Source organism: Corynebacterium pseudokroppenstedtii, from assembly GCF_019754945.1.
GTDB lineage: Bacteria > Actinomycetota > Actinomycetes > Mycobacteriales > Mycobacteriaceae > Corynebacterium > Corynebacterium pseudokroppenstedtii.
The window spans coordinates 463,360-481,710 of record NZ_JAEUWU010000002.1; the positions used below are offsets into that span (position 1 = coordinate 463,360).

General features: G+C 56.6%; 11 protein-coding genes. 10 read left to right on the forward strand and 1 reads right to left on the reverse strand.

What is annotated here, in order from left to right:
• Positions 1-37 precede the first annotated feature (37 nt).
• From JMN36_RS05045 to JMN36_RS05080, 8 genes are all read left to right on the forward strand, one after another.
• On the forward strand, positions 38-1,621 hold the full coding sequence (locus tag JMN36_RS05045; protein ID WP_204087782.1) for an acyl-CoA carboxylase subunit beta: 1,584 nt from the start codon (positions 38-40) through the stop codon (positions 1,619-1,621).
• A 10-nt stretch (positions 1,622-1,631) separates the two neighbouring features.
• Entirely contained in the window at positions 1,632-1,919 is a 288-nt protein-coding gene (locus JMN36_RS05050; protein WP_012730731.1) for a methylmalonyl-CoA carboxyltransferase, read from the forward strand.
• A gap of 26 nt (positions 1,920-1,945) precedes the next feature.
• The gene (locus JMN36_RS05055; RefSeq protein WP_012730732.1) at positions 1,946-2,317 is read left to right on the forward strand and encodes a biotin/lipoyl-containing protein; all 372 of its coding nucleotides are present in this window, start codon (positions 1,946-1,948) and stop codon (positions 2,315-2,317) included.
• Positions 2,318-2,642: 325 nt separating this feature from the next.
• Positions 2,643-2,834 (forward strand): CsbD family protein, encoded by a 192-nt coding sequence (locus tag JMN36_RS05060; RefSeq protein ID WP_041628701.1) that lies wholly within the window; start codon positions 2,643-2,645, stop codon positions 2,832-2,834.
• A gap of 102 nt (positions 2,835-2,936) precedes the next feature.
• On the forward strand, positions 2,937-3,590 hold the full coding sequence (locus JMN36_RS05065; RefSeq protein WP_204087783.1) for a methylated-DNA--[protein]-cysteine S-methyltransferase: 654 nt from the start codon (positions 2,937-2,939) through the stop codon (positions 3,588-3,590).
• 84 nt (positions 3,591-3,674) lie between these two features.
• A complete protein-coding gene (lysX, locus tag JMN36_RS05070) occupies positions 3,675-7,013 on the forward strand; it encodes a bifunctional lysylphosphatidylglycerol synthetase/lysine--tRNA ligase LysX (RefSeq protein ID WP_221923952.1) in 3,339 nt (1,112 codons plus the stop codon).
• 303 nt (positions 7,014-7,316) lie between these two features.
• Entirely contained in the window at positions 7,317-11,930 is a 4,614-nt protein-coding gene (gene gltB / locus JMN36_RS05075) for a glutamate synthase large subunit (protein ID WP_221923953.1), read from the forward strand.
• Positions 11,930-13,468: a glutamate synthase subunit beta gene (locus JMN36_RS05080; RefSeq protein ID WP_221923954.1), complete on the forward strand. Its 1,539-nt coding sequence runs from the start codon at positions 11,930-11,932 to the stop codon at positions 13,466-13,468. Before gltB ends, JMN36_RS05080 begins: the two co-directional genes overlap by 1 nt.
• A 91-nt stretch (positions 13,469-13,559) precedes the next feature.
• Here JMN36_RS05080 and JMN36_RS05085 read toward each other — a convergent pair whose 3' ends face one another.
• Positions 13,560-14,168 carry a malonic semialdehyde reductase gene (locus JMN36_RS05085; RefSeq protein ID WP_204087787.1) on the reverse strand — a complete coding sequence of 203 codons (609 nt, stop codon included), beginning with the start codon at positions 14,166-14,168 and terminating at the stop codon, positions 13,560-13,562.
• 534 nt (positions 14,169-14,702) lie between these two features.
• On the opposite strand from JMN36_RS05085, the gene JMN36_RS05090 reads away from it, so the two are divergent.
• Both JMN36_RS05090 and JMN36_RS05095 read left to right on the forward strand, forming a co-directional pair.
• Positions 14,703-16,076: an FtsX-like permease family protein gene (locus tag JMN36_RS05090; RefSeq protein ID WP_236881670.1), complete on the forward strand. Its 1,374-nt coding sequence runs from the start codon at positions 14,703-14,705 to the stop codon at positions 16,074-16,076.
• A 5-nt stretch (positions 16,077-16,081) separates the two neighbouring features.
• Positions 16,082-16,804, forward strand: coding sequence for an ABC transporter ATP-binding protein (locus tag JMN36_RS05095; protein WP_204087788.1), 723 nt, complete (start codon positions 16,082-16,084; stop codon positions 16,802-16,804).
• The last annotated feature ends 1,547 nt before the right edge of the window (positions 16,805-18,351 follow it).

Below are 18,351 nucleotides of genomic sequence, written 5' to 3' on the forward strand. Positions count from 1 at the left end.
TGATCACCGCGAAAGACAGCAGAAACGGAGCAAATAAATGAGTGAGCAACCTCACGATCCCAGCATGCCTGAGCGCCTCGAACAGCTGGAAGAAGAAAAGAACCGCATCCGCCTCGGCGGCGGACAGGCACGCCTGGACAAGCAGCACGACCGCGGCAAGATGACCGCCCGGGAGCGCATCACCAAGCTTGTCGACGAAGACACGTTCCAGGAAACCGGAATGTTCGCCAAGCACCGGACCACGCACTTCGGCATGGACAAGGCCGACGCCCCCGCCGACGGCGTCGTCACCGGATCCGGCGCAGTATACGGACGGCCAGTGCACATCGCGTCCCAGGACTTCAGCGTCATGGGTGGATCCGCTGGCGAAATGCAATCCAACAAAGTGGTCGCCATGATGAAAGCGTCCGCCACCACCGGCACCCCCTTCGTCTTTATCAACGACTCCGGCGGAGCTCGAGTGCAGGAAGGCATCGACTCCCTCTCCGGATACGGCCGCGTGTTCTACAACAACGTGCTGCTCTCCGGGCTCGTACCGCAAGTCTCCATCATCGCCGGTCCCTGCGCTGGTGGTGCCGCTTACTCGCCGGCACTGACGGACTTCATTATCCAGACCCGCAAGGCCAACATGTTTATCACCGGCCCCAAGGTCATCGAGTCCGTGACCGGCGAAAAAGTCACCGCTGACGAACTTGGTGGTGCCGATGCCCACATGAGCACAGCGGGCAACATCCACTTCGTCGCCGACGATGACGAGCAAGCCATCCTGATCGCGCAGAAACTCCTGAGCTTCCTGCCGCAAAACAACACTGAAGAGCCGCCCATCGTTGATCCGGACGAGGTTGTCGAACCCGACGAATCCCTCCGCGATATCGTCCCCGTCGACGGCCGCAAGGGATACGACGTCCGCGATATCATCCGCAAGATCGTCGACTACGGCGACTTCCTCGAGGTCCAGGCCGGATACGCCCAAAACCTTGTGGTCGGATTTGCCCGCGTCGTTGGCCGGACAGTCGGTATCGTCGCTAACCAGTCGCAAGTGATGTCCGGTGTCCTGGACATCAACTCGTCGGACAAAGGCGCAAGCTTCGTCCGCTTCTGCGACTCCTTCAACATTCCGCTGCTCACCCTCGTGGATGTCCCCGGCTTTATGCCAGGCGTTGCACAAGAACATGGCGGAATCATTCGCCACGGTGCGAAGATGCTGTTCGCCTACTCGGCGGCCACCGTGCCGAAGCTGACTGTGGTACTCCGCAAATCCTATGGCGGATCGTACCTGGCTATGTGCTCTAAAGACCTGGGTGCAGATCGCGTTTGGGCATGGCCCACCGCTGAAATCGCGGTCATGGGCGCCGACGGCGCGGTGAACGTCGTCTTCCGTAAGGAAATTAAGAAAGCCCAAGAAGAGGGAGGCGATGAAGCCGCAGCAGCAAAGAAGAACGAACTAGTTCAGCTGTACAAAGACACCTTCTCGACGCCATACATGGCGGCGTCCCGAGGCCTCGTCGATGACATCATCGACCCCGCGGACACACGTCGCGAAGTTGCCCTGGCCCTGGAGCTGCTGACCAACAAGCGTGAGAACCGGCCGTCCAAGAAGCACGGCCTGGCCCCCAACTGATCGGAGAAGCATGAATACAGACAATGCATCCTCTGCTGAACTCAGTCAGTTGTTGGCTCGCCTGTCCAACCAGGTGGAGAAGCTCTCCCGCAACGTCACCAAGCTGGAAAACGAAGTTGCGGCACTGAAGCAACGCTCTGACGAGGAAATTCCTGAAGATGTCTTGATTGCGATCAGTGCGGCCGTATCCGCCTACATGGGTAACCGCGGAACCGTGCGCGCAGTTCACTTCTTGCGCCATCGCAGCTGGTCACAGCAAGGTCGGCAGGCAGTTCAGCACAAGGCGAAATGGCAATAAGCCACGAATAGAAGGAACCCGAAAGAATGAAACTGACAGTTACCGTCAACGGCGTCCCCTATTCCGTGGACGTAGAAGTTGAACACGAAGAACGCCCCACACTCGGCACCATCATCACTGGTGGCAACAGCAACGGGCCAACCCCCACCGCGCCGACCACGTCGTCTGTCCAGGGTGTCAGCGCCAATTCGGTTACGGCACCTCTGGCTGGTTCCGTCAGCAAAGTGCTTGTTGAGGAAGGCCAAGCCATTACGGCCGGCGAAGTGATCGTCGTTCTTGAAGCCATGAAGATGGAAACCGAAATTACAGCCCCCAACGACGGCACCGTCACCGCACTTCACGTGCAACCCGGCGACGCCGTTCAGGGTGGACAGTCTCTGCTGGAGATCGGGGACTAAAACCTGCCTCTCGGCAGACACGGTTGTCCCGGTCGCCTCCGGTTGCCGGAACGTTGCGCCACCTGCTTAGGTACCGAAATGGTCACAAGTTCGTAGGAAATGTCTGGCAACCACCAGTGGTGCGAAATCCGTAGTAAAGTGTCATGGTGTTAGGCGATGTGCACACGAGCGTGTCATCACTGTCGCCCGCCTGCGGGAGTTATCCACGCAGATAACTGGCGACGGTGGCCACGTTGCGATATCACAACCCGAGTCTTATGAGCGCGGGTTACCCGACATGGATGCCGCTCGTTGCGTCGCAAAGCTAGAACAGAAGGAGAAGCCTATGGGTATTTCTGACGACATTAAGAACAAGGCAGACGAATTTGGCGGAAAGGCCAAAGAAGCTGCCGGTGACGTTACTGACAACAAAGACCTCAAGGCTGAAGGCAAAGGCGATCAGGCCGAGTCCAAGATCAAGCAGGGCATCGAGGACCTGAAAGACAAGGCCTCCGAGTTCCTCAACAAAGACAAGTAAGTCGGGGACTTACCCTTTGAGGTCCTAACCGATTTCAGAGCCGGGTTATGAGCGCAGATGCGCTGGTAACCCGGTTTTTTAATACCCGCTATCGTTGTCCCTATGAGCCACCGGAGCACATCCATGCCCGCCGAATACAGCGACGACCCCGCTGAACGTCGCGACGCACCCGACGATCGGGCCTATCGGACACAACGTTTCCCCACGCCATTCGGCAATATCGACGTCACGATCAACGACCACGCCATCGTGGCATCGCACTACATCATGGATCCGGGCACCACAGATCCCGATGCCACTGGTCCCGACATCACTGATTCCGCTGCCACGTCGGACATGAGCGAAGCCCAACGCCACCTCTTCACACAGATCGGCGAGCAGCTCGACGCGTACTTCAGCGGAACAAGGCAGGCGTTCACCCTCCCGCTCGACGTCGAGGACGATCCCACCGAGTTCATGAAATCCGTGCGCGAAGAGATGGCCCAGATTTCGCCCGGTGACGTGCTCACATACGGTGAGTTGGCAGAAGCCGCTGGCCGGCCGCGAGCAGCGCGCGCAGTCGGATCACTATGCAGAACAAACCCCATTCAGCTCTTCATTCCCTGCCACCGGGTCGTGGCAGCTGGGGGTTCTCTCGGCGGGTACATGGGAGGGGCTCGCGGGCTCGTCCTCAAACAACAGCTACTCGAAAGGGAAGGCGTCCCCTTTACTGCCAATGGGAAGGTCGACTTCCAGGAACTCGGGCGTCGGCAATAAACGCAGTTTCACTGACCAATCATAGGTACGCGCCAACGACTGGTAGTCTCACAAGGAAATCACAGGATATTAGGGGACAATTCTATGGCTACAGGTTCAGGGCGGGTGCAAGATAAGACTGTGTTCGCCACGTTTATCAAAAGATTCCCGCCGTTTTTTGGCACCTTGCTCGCTGTGTATTCCTTCATCGCGCTTCTGTTCAGCGCGGTCAGGCCGGTCCGGCATCAGCTGCAGAGCATCCGGGAATTCTTCGACTACGTGATCCTCCCCATGCCAGAGGTCTCAATATCATGGGCCCTCGCCCTGGGCCTGCTGGCAGGAGCGATTCTCGCCCGCAAACGCCTGGCCTGGTGGGTCAGCGTTATTCTCCTTGTGATCCTGAACATCGAGAACATCCTGCTCTTCGTGCTGGGGGTCAACGGTTACGACACCGGCAGCACGGTCACGACGGTTGAGCTCAACGTGGGATTCATCGTCCAGGCAGTCATGCTGATCGGCCTTCTGTCTACCCGCTCCGCCTTCCCGGCGCGGACACGGCACGCGGCCATCAGAAAAGCCCTCGCGGTCTATGTCATCGGGGAAGGTCTGGTCACCGCTAGTGGTTGGTTACTCGTCGAGCTTTTCCCGCACACCCTGTCCCGCGGTAATCGGTTGCAATGGGTTCTCAACAAGTCCTTTGCCTTCTCTTTGGTCGATCAAAAGTTCTTCGGCGGCCACCCGGAATGGATCGTGTCATTTGTCATCACCCTGGCCAGCGCGATTGTGTTCCTCCTGTCGGTGTGGACCCTTTTCCGCAGCCAGCGCGACAATAACGCACTTACTCCCGACGACGAGACGGCCATTCGCGCCATGATCGCCCGGTGGGGAGAGGACGATTCCCTGGCATACTTCGCGACGCGCCGCGACAAATCGGTCATTTATTCTCCCGACGGGCGGGCAGCGGTCACGTATCGCGTCGAACTGGGTGTTTGTATCGCGTCGGGAGATCCCATCGGCAATCCCGCTGCCTGGGATCAAGCCGTGGACGCGTGGCTTCACCAGGCCGTGATGTACGGGTGGACCCCGGCGGTGATGGGGGCATCCGATCGGGGCGCGCACTGTTATTCATCCCACGGACTACAAACCCTCCGGTTGGGTGACGAAGCCATCATCTACACCGATAGCTTTTCCCTGAGCCAGCCCGAATTTAAGGCAGTGCGTCAGGCCGTCGCCCGGGCTCGGCGAGCAGGCGTGACCGTGCGGATCCGTCGCCACGGTGAACTCACCGATGAAGAGATGGCCAGCGTCCAGCGCGACGCCGACGCATGGCGTGACACCAACAACGAGCGCGGCTTCTCGATGGCACTCTCGCGCCTGGGAGACCCGGCCGATGCAAACAACCTCCTGGTCGAAGCCATCCAAGACGCCCACCATTCACCCACCGGCGTGGCCCGACGCGTCGGCGAACTCTCCTTCTCCCCGTGGGGGCGCACCGGAGTGTCGCTGGACCTCATGCGTCGATCACCCGACTCACCCAATGGCACCGTGGAAATCATGGTGTCGGAGCTCTGCAACGCCGGGTTGGACGTCGGAGTCACACGAATCTCGCTGAACTTCGCCATGTTCCGACAGGTTTTTGCGACGGCCCACGAACTCGGCACCGGCCCCGTCATGCGCCTGTGGAGGAGCCTCCTGGTCTTCCTGTCGCGATGGTGGCAGATGGAAGCGCTCTACCGATCCAATGAAAAATACAACCCCACCTGGGCACCCCGGTACATCTGCTTCAAAGACAACCGCGCCATCGCCCGCGTCGGACTGGTGTCCGGCATCGTTGAAGGGTTCGTGCCCGCGCCCCTGTCGCGACGCAAACCTCCAGTGACCCCCGTCGGATCCGTGAAACGAGAAGGCGCGGCCGAAGCACTCGAGCTCGCACCCCGCCTCATGGAGGAGGCTCGCGCCGGGCGCGCAGTGCACCACCGTCGCTCGGAACAAGTGAAAGTGCGCCTGGAAAAAGCCCAGCGTTTGCGCGATGAAGGGGTGAGTCCATGGCCCACTGCCATCCGCCCGACGCATACCTGCGCGCAGATTGCCGACATGGACGATGGTGTTGCCGCCTCAATTTCCGGCCGTATCATTGCCCGGCGCGACTTCGGTGGCGTCATGTTCCTCCAGCTCCATGACTGGTCGGGCGACACACAGGTGATCGTCGAACAAGCTCGGTGCAGCGATTATGAGGCCTGGCGCAAGGATCTTGACCTTGCCGACATTATCCGCGTTGAGGGCGAAAACGGTGTCTCGCGGAAGGGCGAGCCGTCGCTTCTGGCCGACAGCATCCGATTTGAAGCGAAATCCCTGCACCCGCTGCCCAACAAAACCGACGGGCTCACCGACCCTGAAGCGCGGGTGCGGTCCCGGCATATCGACCTGACCGTGAATGCTGAGTCGCGCCGGGCGTTGACGGCGAGGTCCGCGGTGCTGCACTCGATGCGGTGCGACCTGCATAGTTCGGGGTATTTGGAGGCAGAAACTCCCATTTTGCAACCTATTCATGGTGGCGCGAATGCACGGCCATTTATTACGCACATCAACGCGTACAACATGAATTTGTATCTGCGTATCGCCCCCGAGCTGTTCTTGAAGCGGCTCATGTGTGGCGGAGTGGATCGTGTCTTTGAGCTGGGCCGCGAGTTCCGCAACGAAGGCGTCGATGCCACGCACAACCCGGAGTTCACATCATTGGAAGCGTACGACGCTCACGGTGACTACGAAACGATGATGACCCTGACCCATGAGCTCATTGTGAACGCGGCCACCGCGGTGCATGGGAAGCCCGTCGTGACGGCACCCGACGGCAGCATGGTCGACATTTCTGGCGAGTGGCCCGTGAAATCCGTGCTTGACGCTATTACCGAAGGCGCGCGAGCGGACGGAATTTGGGATGGCCCGGTTATTTCGGTGGATACGCCACGCGAAGAATTAGATGCCCTGATGGAACGGGCAGGCATGCCACTGCGCCCAGATGCTGACGATGGCACCATTATCGAAGAGCTCTACGACGAATTCGTGGAGTCACGGACGACATTCCCCACGTTTTATAAGGACTTTCCGGTGTCCGTCTCCCCGTTGACGCGTCGGCACCGCAGTAAGCCGGGGTTAACGGAGCGCTGGGATCTCGTGGCGTGGGGTGTCGAACTGGGTACCGCGTACTCGGAACTGACCGATCCTATTGATCAGCGTCAGCGGTTGGAGGAGCAATCGCTTCTTGCCGCCGGCGGCGACCCCGAAGCTATGGAGTTGGATGAGGAATTCCTCCGCGCTTTGGAATTCGGTATGCCCCCGACCGGTGGCCTGGGTATCGGCGTGGACCGCATAGTCATGCTGATTACGGGGTCGACAATCCGCCAGTCACTGGCCTTCCCGCTTGTTAAGCCCGATAACAGTTAAATCTGCCCCACTACATCCATGAAACGTCTAGGAAACATTGCTGAAACATTCATGATGTACAGGTAGTAGGGCAGAACGTGGAGTTCACCACCCATGTGAGCCTCCTGCGATAAAGTAACAATCCACCCCTGAAATAAACGAGAAGGCCCACCTCGCATTAGCACTGGGCTCGGTCTCTCACGGTTGACCCCGTGCGAGCCCCCTGATCCTATTCACTGTGCACAACCCCGCACGTGGTAGATCTCACCGACAGACCACGGCTAACCAGGCTCGTTACAGCCATGTGAACGAAAAGGCGACCAGATGACGACTGTTCCCTCACGCCAGGGTCTCTACGACCCATCCTTTGAGCATGACGCTTGTGGCGTCGCGTTCGTTGCCAACATGCACGGTGACAAAAGCCGCGACATCGTCGACAAAGGAATTCAAGCACTTGTTAATCTCGAGCACCGCGGTGCCGCAGGTGCCGAGAAAAACACCGGTGACGGTGCCGGGATTCTGATTCAGATTCCGGACGCTTTTTACCGCCGTGAAATGGCCAAGCAGGACATTGAACTCCCACCCGCCGGCCAATACGCCACCGGCATCGCCATGCTGCCAGCTGCCCGCATGGCGGCGCTCGACGCAGTGCGCTACGTCGAGGACATCATTAAAGAAGAAGGCCTGACGCTCATCGGGTGGCGCGATTGCCCCGTCGACGATTCATCAATCGGCGCCATGGCCAGGGACGCGATGCCGCTATTCCACCAGGTCTTTATTTCGGGAACCAAGGACGACGGCACCCCCCTCGAGGGCATTGACCTGGACCGCGCCGTGTGGTTCGTCCGCAAGCGTGCCGAACGCGAACTCGGCAGCAAGGGTGCTGGCGCCGGATCGGGCGAGGACACCGTGTATTTCCCCTCATTGTCCGCCCGGACCGTTGTGTACAAAGGCATGCTGACCACCCCGCAGTTGCGGGAATTCTACCTTGACCTGCAGGATCCCGAGGTGGAGTCCGCCATTGCGGTGGTCCACTCCCGTTTTTCGACGAACACCTTCCCGTCGTGGCCACTGGCCCACCCCTACCGCATGGTCGCCCACAACGGCGAGATCAACACGGTTCGCGGTAATGAGAACTGGATGCGCGCCCGCGAAGCGGTGATCGATTCCGAGGTGCTGGGCCCCATTGACCGGGTCCTCCCGATCTGTGATCCAGGCGGTTCCGACACGGCTCGTTTCGACGAAGCCCTGGAGCTTCTGCACCTCGGTGGACGTTCCCTGCCCCACGCAGTGCTCATGATGATTCCAGAAGCCTGGGAGCATAACGCCGATTTATCCGACGATGTCCGGGCCTTTTATGAGTACAACTCGTGTTTGATGGAACCGTGGGACGGCCCCGCCGACGTCGTGTTCACAGATGGAACAGTCATCGGCGCTGTCCTAGATCGAAATGGTCTACGTCCTGGTCGTATTTGGATTACCGACGACGGGCTGGTCGTCGGCGCGTCCGAAGCGGGAGTCCTGCCCATCGACCCAGAGCACGTGACGGAACGCACCCGCGTGAAGCCGGGCGAGATGTTCTTGGTGGACACCTCCCAAGGTCGCGTGGTGCCGGATGAGGAGATCAAAGCTGACCTTGCGTCCCAAGCGCCTTATGGTGAGTGGGTCTCACAAAATCTTGTGCGCAAGACTGATCTTCCAGATGCGGATTATCACTGGATGCCTCACCACCGGGCTGTGTTGCGCCAGCGTGTATTCGGTTTTACGCAGGAGATCGTAGATATCATCGTGAAACCAATGGCCCTGAATGGTGCAGAGGCCATTGGTTCGATGGGCACCGATACGCCGATTGCAGCGCTATCCGACCACCCGTCGTATCTGTTCGACTTCTTCAAGCAGCGGTTTGCCCAGGTCACGAACCCTCCGTTGGACTCAATCCGTGAGAAACTCATGACCTCACTGTTCACTCACCTGGGTGCTCAGCGAGACATCATGCACCCGGATGCGAATGCTGCGAAGCTCATCCATCTTGATGACCCCATTTTGCGTAACCGTGATTTAGCGCGGCTTGTTCACGCCAACGATGGTGGAGAGTTCCCGCAGTTCGACGTCGCCATTATCTCCGGTTTGTATGCCGTGGCGCATGGTGGTCGTGGAATCCAGGAATCCTTGCGACGCATCCGCCGCGAGGTGTCGGATGCGATTGCCGACGGTAAAACGTTGATCGTGCTGAGCGACCGCGAGTCGGATGAGCGGTTTGCGCCTATTCCGTCGCTCCTGTTGACCTCTGCTGTCCACCAGCACTTGGTGCGTGAGCGGACGCGTACGCGGGCCTCCTTGATCGTGGAGGCAGGTGATGTCCGCGAGGTCCACGATATCGCCATGCTGATCACTTTCGGCGCGGATGCCATTAACCCCTACATGGGTTACGAAACAATCGACGAGTTGCGCAAACAGGGCTCCTTGGGCGATATGGATCTCGAGACCGCGTTCGATAACTACACGAAAGCGGCGGTCAAGGGACTACTGAAAGTGATGTCGAAGATGGGCATCGCCGCGGTGGCGTCGTATCGCGGCGCACAGTTGGCCGATGTCGTGGGCCTGAACCAAGAGTTCTTAGACGAATACTTCACGGGTAGTTTTGCCCCGATCGGCGGCGTTGGCTTGGAGGCCATTGCAGAGGCAGTCGGGGACCGCCACCGCGAAGCGTTCCTGCCCCGCCCTGAGGAGCAAGCGCACCGCGAGCTGGAATTGGGCGGTGAGTACAAGTGGCGTCGTGAGGGTGAATACCATCTGTTTAACCCGGAGACGATTTTCACCCTCCAACATGCGACGCGAACTGGCCGTTATGAGGTCTTCAAGCGGTACACCGAGAAAGTCAATAATCAGGCCAAGCGGTTGGCAACGATCCGCGGGTTATTTAAATTCAACCCCAACCGCCCTCCAATAGATATTGACGAGGTGGAACCCGTTAGTTCGATTGTGAAGCGATTTTCGACGGGTGCGATGTCGTATGGCTCAATTTCCGCCGAAGCCCACCAGACGTTAGCTATCGCAATGAATCGCCTGGGAGGCATGTCTAATTCTGGCGAAGGCGGCGAAGATTCCGACCGCTTCACGAAGGACGCGAATGGTGATTGGCGCAGGTCAGCCATCAAACAGGTGGCGTCAGGCCGGTTCGGTGTGACAAGCCATTATCTGAACAACTGCACCGACATCCAGATCAAGATGGCCCAGGGCGCTAAGCCCGGTGAGGGCGGCCAGCTGCCTCCGCACAAGGTGTACCCGTGGATTGCAGAGGTGCGCATTACCACTCCCGGCGTGGGGTTGATTTCGCCGCCACCACACCACGATATTTATTCGATTGAGGACCTTGCCCAGCTTATTCACGACTTGAAGTGTGCTAATCCGGATGCGCGCATCCATGTGAAGTTGGTGTCCGAACAGGGCGTCGGGACGGTCGCTGCGGGTGTGTCCAAGGCACACGCGGATGTGGTGTTGATTTCCGGCCATGATGGTGGCACAGGCGCCTCTCCTCTCGGTTCTTTGAAGCATGCGGGCGCGCCATGGGAGTTGGGCTTGGCGGAGACACAGCAGACGTTGCTGATGAATGGTCTTCGTGACCGGATCACCGTGCAGTGTGATGGCCAGCTGAAAACTGGGCGTGACGTCGTCATCGCTGCTCTGTTAGGGGCAGAAGAGTTTGGTTTTGCGACGGCTCCTCTGGTGGTTGAGGGCTGCATCATGATGCGTGTGTGCCACTTGGACACCTGCCCGGTGGGCGTGGCCACGCAGAATCCGGACCTCCGGGCGAAGTTCAGCGGCCGCGCCGAATATGTGGTGAATTTCTTCCAATTCATTGCGGAGGAAATCCGTGAGTACATGGCGCAGCTCGGTTTCCGCACGATTGACGAGATGGTGGGCCACTCCGAGATCCTGGGTGTCAACCGTGAAGTGGCAGATAGGCACCCAGATGCGGCGAAGCTCGACCTCTCGCCGATCTTCGCGCAGCCAGATAGCCCGTTCATGTACCAGGACAAGCACTGCACGAAGACGCAGGACCACTCGTTGGACAAGGCGTTGGATAACCACATCATTCGCGACGCGCGCGAGGTGATCGACGCGAAGGGCGAGTGCGAGCCCCTCGAATTGTCGTATCGGATCTCGAACGTGGACCGCTCCGTGGGCGCCATGGTTGGATCGGAAATTTCCCGCATGGGCGGTGCCGATGGCCTGCGCGAAGGCGCATTGACCGTGGAATTTGAGGGATCGGCAGGTAACTCCTTCGGCGCATTCTTGCCCCACGGTGTCACGCTGGCCCTGACCGGTGACGCGAACGACTACGTCGGTAAGGGATTGTCGGGCGGACGCATTGTGGTGCGCCCCGATCCGCGCTATGTCTCGGCCGTGGAAAAGGCAGGCCGTGACGTGTCGGGCGACATCATCGCTGGCAATGTCATTGGTTATGGTGCGACCTCGGGCGAGTTGTTCGTTCGCGGCACGGTGGGGGAGCGGTTCTGTGTCCGTAATTCGGGCGCGACCGCCGTCGTTGAGGGGATCGGTAACCATGGGTGCGAGTACATGACAGGTGGCCGTGTGGTTGTCCTTGGCCATGTGGGTCGCAACTTTGGTGCTGGTATGTCGGGTGGTATCGCTTTCCTCCCCGACGACGGTATCCCTGCTGGTCAGGGCGGTATCCGCGACCGTATTGATACGGCGTTGGCTGATATTGAGGAGCCCACGGCGGAGGACGTGGCCTGGCTGGATCAGACTATTGCTAGTTATCGGGAGTGGACTGGTTCGACGACACCAGTCGGCACTTTTGTGAAGGTGATGCCGCGGGATTACCGCCGTGTGCTCACGATTATGGAAAGTTGTCAGGCTCAAGGACGAGATGAGGCAGCAACTGCCGAGGCGATTATGGAGGCTGTGCACTGATGGCTGACCCACATGGATTTCAAAAGTATTCCCGTCACGACAAAGCCCACCGGCCAGTTCCGCTTCGGCTGTTGGACTGGCACGAGGTGTACGAGAAGCAGGACCTGACGGATCTGCGCCAGCAAGCAACACGGTGTATGGACTGCGGGATTCCTTTCTGCCACGACGGTTGCCCGCTGGGAAACATCATCCCGGAGTGGAACGACCTGGTTCGTTTGGGCCGGTGGCGTGAAGCGTTTGACCGCCTCCATGCAACCAACAACTTCCCGGAGTTCACGGGCCGTTTGTGCCCCGCGCCGTGCGAAGGAGCATGCGTTCTGGGCATCAACGATGACCCCGTCACGATCAAGAATGTCGAGTTGGAAATTGTCGAATACGGCTTTGAACATGACTTTGTGAAGCCAATTCGCCCTTCATTCTCGACGGGCCAGTCGGTGGCCGTAGTGGGCTCCGGCCCTGCCGGCTTGGCGGCTGCCCAGCAGCTGACCCGCGCGGGCCACGACGTCACCGTATTTGAGCGTCACGACCGCCTGGGTGGTCTGATGCGCTACGGGGTGCCCGAATACAAGATGGAGAAAAAGTGGATCAATCGCCGCCTGGAACAGATGGTGGCCGAGGGTACCCAATTCCGGACCAACATCTCTCCGTCCGCGAGCGACCTGCACGGCTTCGACGCCGTGGTGTTGGCGATCGGCTCGACAATCGGCCGCGATTTGCCCATTGAGGGGCGCGACTTGGAGGGCGTCTACCAAGCGATGGAGTACCTTCCGGAGGCCAATAAGGTCCAGGAAGGGGACAGGGACGTATCGACGATCGACGCCCGCGGAAAGAACGTCGTCATCGTCGGCGGTGGCGACACGGGGACAGACTGCTTTGGGACGGCGTTGCGCCAGGGCGCGAAGAGCGTCGTGCAGTTCGATATCGGCCCGAAGCCACCGCGGACACGGGCGGCATCGACGCCGTGGCCAACCTTCCCCCGTAAGCTTCGCGTCGCAACTGCCCACGAAGAGGGCGAGTACGAGGTCTCCGGCGAGGAAGAAAAGGAGCTCGTGGAGAAGCTCGGCCTGGACGCCCGCGTGAAAGGGCACCCGTTAGGTAACCGCCAGTGGAAAACGAACACGGTGGAGTTCATCGGCACCGACGGAAAGATCACTGGATTGAAGGGCACCCTGGTGGACCGCACCCCGGAGGGGACTATCCCCATCGAGGGTTCCGATTTCGAGATTGATGCGGACCTTGTGTTGCTCGCTATGGGGTTCGCCTCTGTGGATCGCACCGGGATTGTTGACGAACTGGGGTTGGAGATTGACGGTCGCGGACGGATTGTTCGTGATGAGCATTTCCGGGCGGAGGTGCCATTGTCAGCCGGGTTCCGGGCGCCTGTGTTTGTTGCTGGCGACGCGGGTCGCGGACAGTCCCTCATCGTGTGGGGGATTTCGGAGGGCCGCTCGGCCGCCGCTGCGGTGGATCGTCAGCTCATGGGTGAGTCCAGTTTGCCGGCGGCTATTGTGCCGACGGACGTGCCGATGCGAGCGTAGCTGCGACCGAGTTTCTGGCGTTAAAGGGGGCTGCTAGCTGTTCGGTGCTTAAGCCGGGCGCCGGTGCTTAGATTGACCCGGCAGCCGGCGGTTAGTCTGCGACGCGGAAAACGTCGGCGTCATCCATGCGCGGACCCCGCGGGTGGTAAGAGTCTGTGCCTGCGGGGACCCCGGCGATAATGACCATGATGGCTTGTTCACCGTCGCGAAGAAATTCTTTCGTGACGGCATTGGCGTCAAAACCGCCCATTGGGCCAACACCTAATCCGACCGCACGGAGGCCCAGGATGAAATAGGCCGCTTGCAGATTGGCGGATTGAAGAGCGACGGCAGTGCGCGCTTCTTCGTTCTTTTCGTACATGTCTCGGGGGCCGTTGCCACCGGCCGGGAACTGCTGCGGTAGGTTGTTGTGGAAATTTGTGTCCGCGGCCATGATGAAGGCGAGAGGTGCAGCTTCTGTCTTGGCTTGGTTGTTGCCCATCATGTGGGGTACAAGGCGGGAACGCTTGTCTTTGGGGACCTCGATGATACGCAGCGGTTGGCTGTTCATGGAGGTAGGACCCCATTTGACGAGGTCGCGCACGGACTTGATTACCTCGGGAGCGATGCTGGTGTCCTCAAAAACACTGGTGGTGTGGGCATCGCGGAAGAGGACATCGAGGGCTTCGTCATTAACGATGAATGGTGCGGTAATTGACATGTCATTTATGACTACGCGGGTAAGGGGACCGTGTCAACTGTAACGTGCTTCAGTGGTCACTCCTGTGTACTTCGTAGCCGGTTAGGTCGTCTATCTTTTCTGTTAGGGTTCAGCTCGACTTATGGCCAGCCTTTGTTGAATCTTCTGTTGATCAGCTTCTGGGGATAATTCCTAAATAGTGGGTAAGAAAGCGATATATCCTATATTAATTGTCCAGAAATTAAATAAGAATTATTATTCGTTCCAATGTCAGCCCACCATTGAAAATGTGCATTTCCGGTTTTGTGACCATCTATATCAGACAGATGATAGATCTGTGCTGAACTACTGTGGACTTTCCATCACATATGGAGGACTGCTCGCGTCCAGATCCGACGTACTGTGCAGGTACGCCGCTTCTTTACCAAGATAACCGAGTTTAGAGGAATCATAGTCGAGTTGGTTCTAAATTAACCCACTATATGCTTAGATGTGCTAGATTCATACTCGATCAACTAAAATAATTATCCCCAGTATCCTCAGAAAGATTTCACTGTGTTTAAAGAGCTTAGAGACCTGCATCCGATGGCGGTTTCAATTCTGATCGTGACTGCTGTGTCCTCGTGGATGCTCACGCTGTCATTGGGTCTCACGATTGTTGGTGCTCAAGCCTCAGGGACTGATGCTGGTGAACAATTCGCGGCAATCGGTGGTTTGCAGATTGCCTTAACGTGTTTGTCAGTCATCTTGTGTGCGCCGAGTGTAGTTCGCCTCGCTATTCGTCAAGATTCCCGGCGAGTGGCGTTGTGGCAGGTGATCGGCGCGTCACCGCGTCAGGCCCGGTGGCGTTATGTTCTGTTGGCTTCTCTCTCATCCTTGTTAGGATCGTTACTGGGCGCATTTCTGGGGTATATCTCGTGGCCTGTCTTCACTGATTTAGTGAGACGGACCGGTTTTTTGCTCACGCCGGGGTTAGGGTCAGAGTCGATCAACATCGGTGCTCTCCTTTCTGGTCCTCTAAGTTCTTTCGGCGTTGTGCTTTTAGCAACATTTTTTGGATCGGCAGGCATGTCTAAGATCGATCCCGTCCAAGCTGTTGCAGAAATCCCTGAGCAACGAGGCAAAACTGGGTTTCTGCGCTTACTCGTTTCGATAGCGATCGTCGGTGGTATAGCTATCGGCTATATAGCCATCGCGAATACTTCACCGGTGAGTAAGCCAGATACTCTAAGTGGCCTTATCTCCGCATATTGGGGAGCGGCTCTTGGACTACTTTTAGCGTATGGAATCTCTGACAAGGTTTTAGTTCGCCCTGTTGTGAGACTTGTCGGCGCGTTGTTTTCTTTTACGAAGTCTGATTCGTGGTTTATTGCTAAGACATCCGCTTGTCGACGTTCGATTGTCTCAACGTCCGTGATTACTCCATTGGTTGTTGCTGCTTCCTCTGTTGGGTCTGTCTTTGGCATGGTTGCCCAGACCAAGAATGTTTCAGTTGCTCTTGGCCAAAGCGAGGAGGAGTTACAAGTTAGCCCGCCGGGACAAATTATTTTAGTTTTCGGTCTTCCGGTAATTATTGCTGCGTCATCCGCGATTGTTTCTGTGTATTTGACGAGCCGTTTGAGAAATCATGACATTACTCTTCTAGAGGTCCTCGGAGCTCAGCCGTCAACAATCCGCGCTGCAGCAGTCTGTGAATCGCTAATATACTATTTATCGGCGACTGTCATAGCATTGCTCATACTCGCGGTTAACGCGTTTGTTATGGGTAAAGTACTCGCTGCAGGCCCTGTTCCGCATGCGTCGCCAGTCTGGTTTGGCAGCGAGACGTTTATCTTACTCACCGCAAGTTTTATACTCTTGTCGATTTCAATAATTGTACCGACCATGCGAAGTTCTTCAGAGCTTAGTACGGCGACATTAACGAGGTAAGGTTTATGACGAAAAGACTTGTAGAGGTTTCAAATCTCAAGAAATCCTTCCGGATTAATCGGCGGGATTCCGACGAAATACTCAAGGGAATCGATTTTTCTGCGGCGGAGGGAGAATTTGTATCAATAGTTGGCCCATCGGGTTCAGGAAAGTCCACGTTTTTGTATTGCATATCCGGACTGGAAACGTTTGACTCCGGAAGATCAATCCTTTGTGGTAATGACCTTGGCTTGATGTCGAGGAACGACCGAAGTCGTGCACGGCGACAAAACGCTAGTTTCGTATTCCAGGATTACAATCTCATCGATTCTATGACCGCTCTCGAAAATGTCGAGTTAAGTCTAAAGTTTTCGAAGAAACGAGTCTCTAAGAGAGATATCCGGCGAGAATTCGAGCGGTTTGGGATTGGCGACAAGCTGAAATTTTATCCAGCGCAGTTATCGGGCGGGCAGCGGCAGCGAGTGGCGATTGTTCGAGCTCTCCTTGTCAGACCGCGCGTTCTTTTTGCTGATGAACCCACTGGCGCGCTCGACTCATCGTCCACCGGTGTGGTGATCGGCGAACTGTCCCGGCTTTCGTCGCGGGGTACAACGGTGATCATGGTTACTCACGACCTGGAAATTGCGGCTCGGGCAGATAGGGCAGTCGTCATCTCCGATGGAAAGCTTGTTGGGAATTTAGTTTCGCCGACAGCCGCGTCCCTATTCTCCGCAATCGAATCCAGATAAGCGCCTTAAAGGGTATCGGTATTCTATAGCTAAGTATAAAAATAATATGCTAGTGGTCGCAGCTTTGATCGCGTCAGTCGTTGTTGTTTTCGCGAGTGCTGTGTGTTTCACCCTCCGTGAGGCTGCCGCGTCAGGAGGTCTTCCGAGAAACTCAGCTATCGGTATCAGAACGGCGAAAACGGAAAAATCTAGCGAAAGTTGGGGCATTGCCGCGCCGATTCTGAAAAAATGGGGATCGCCACGTTAATTTTTACACCATTACTTCTCCTTTCCCCTTTCTTTGGGGTGAGTTGAGTGTCGTGGTCATCACTTGCGGAGTGCTTGGCTATGCCGTGAGTATTGGTGGGCTATGTTGTCTTCTTCTTGTAGTCAACAATGCAGCAAGGAGTTCAATCACTAGAAAAGACGTCTGTAGGGTATAAATATTTTTTCTACTACGTTGGAATTTACACAAGTGGGATGTTTTTCCGGAGATAGCGGGTTTATATTCATTAGTTCTGGCGATATTGGATAGCATGCGCATGCAATGGTTTTATACGGTAAATTCCAGAGTAGACCCGTACCGTACTCTAATAAGTTTATTTGAAATTATTAGTTAACGATCAGTGGACCTAAAGTTCTGCCGTCTTCAACCCTCTTACATCGCGCGGTATCGCAAAAAATTCAGAGCGGATAACCACCTCAGTGGCGTGTCGTAGCTCTCGCGACGCCATTGAGTTTTTATTAATATCCGTTTCGTTTATTGAAACTTTTTTCAGAAGATTATCGTCTTATCTACTAAAAAGTTTTCGGATATTGCAGGATCGTACGGATTATGGCTACTTGCTCCCGCGCTAAGTTAATTGCGGAAGCCCTTATTTTCACGGACTTTGATGTTATTGGATCCAGCGTGGACCGCTATGGTGGATTTATAGGAAATGTATTGGAAGGAAATTATGAAACGAGGAAAGATTTCGCCGAATGTCATTGTTGCTCTGCTTTGTGGAGTAGCTATATCTTTTTATCTAGGGCTTTCCCATCATTCAGTTGTGGAACCGGTGATATTCCTTGTCCTTGCTGCGATAGGGGTTATCCTGGTGAATAGATCTAAAACAGGACGAAAACAAGATCCGGCACGGTTTAGTCGCGGTGACTGTAAAAGGCAGATGGGCTAGCCACCTATGTCTGACGGGGACACTGCATCTTGGTGTTGAACGCTATCCGACGTCATCAGACGTCGGTTGCGTAAGTTAAAACCATAAAACTAAACAGCCAGAGAAACAGCCACAATAACGGCGACGACAACAATAAGTGCCACAGTTACATTTTTAACATTCAGCCGGTCTTTTGATGTAAAGAGGCTAATTAATGCCACTGCCATGGCCGGATACACAATTTTAAGATAATTGTCATGGACCCATCCGGATTGTGAAAAAACGGTCGCGAATACAAGGCACACCAAGGCTAGAACGAATACGAACCGACGTATATTATCGTTTGTTAATTCCCGCACGCTTGTACGGTTTCTACTTTCCCTAGTTTCCCGTGGGGGCGTTAACCGGTTGGTG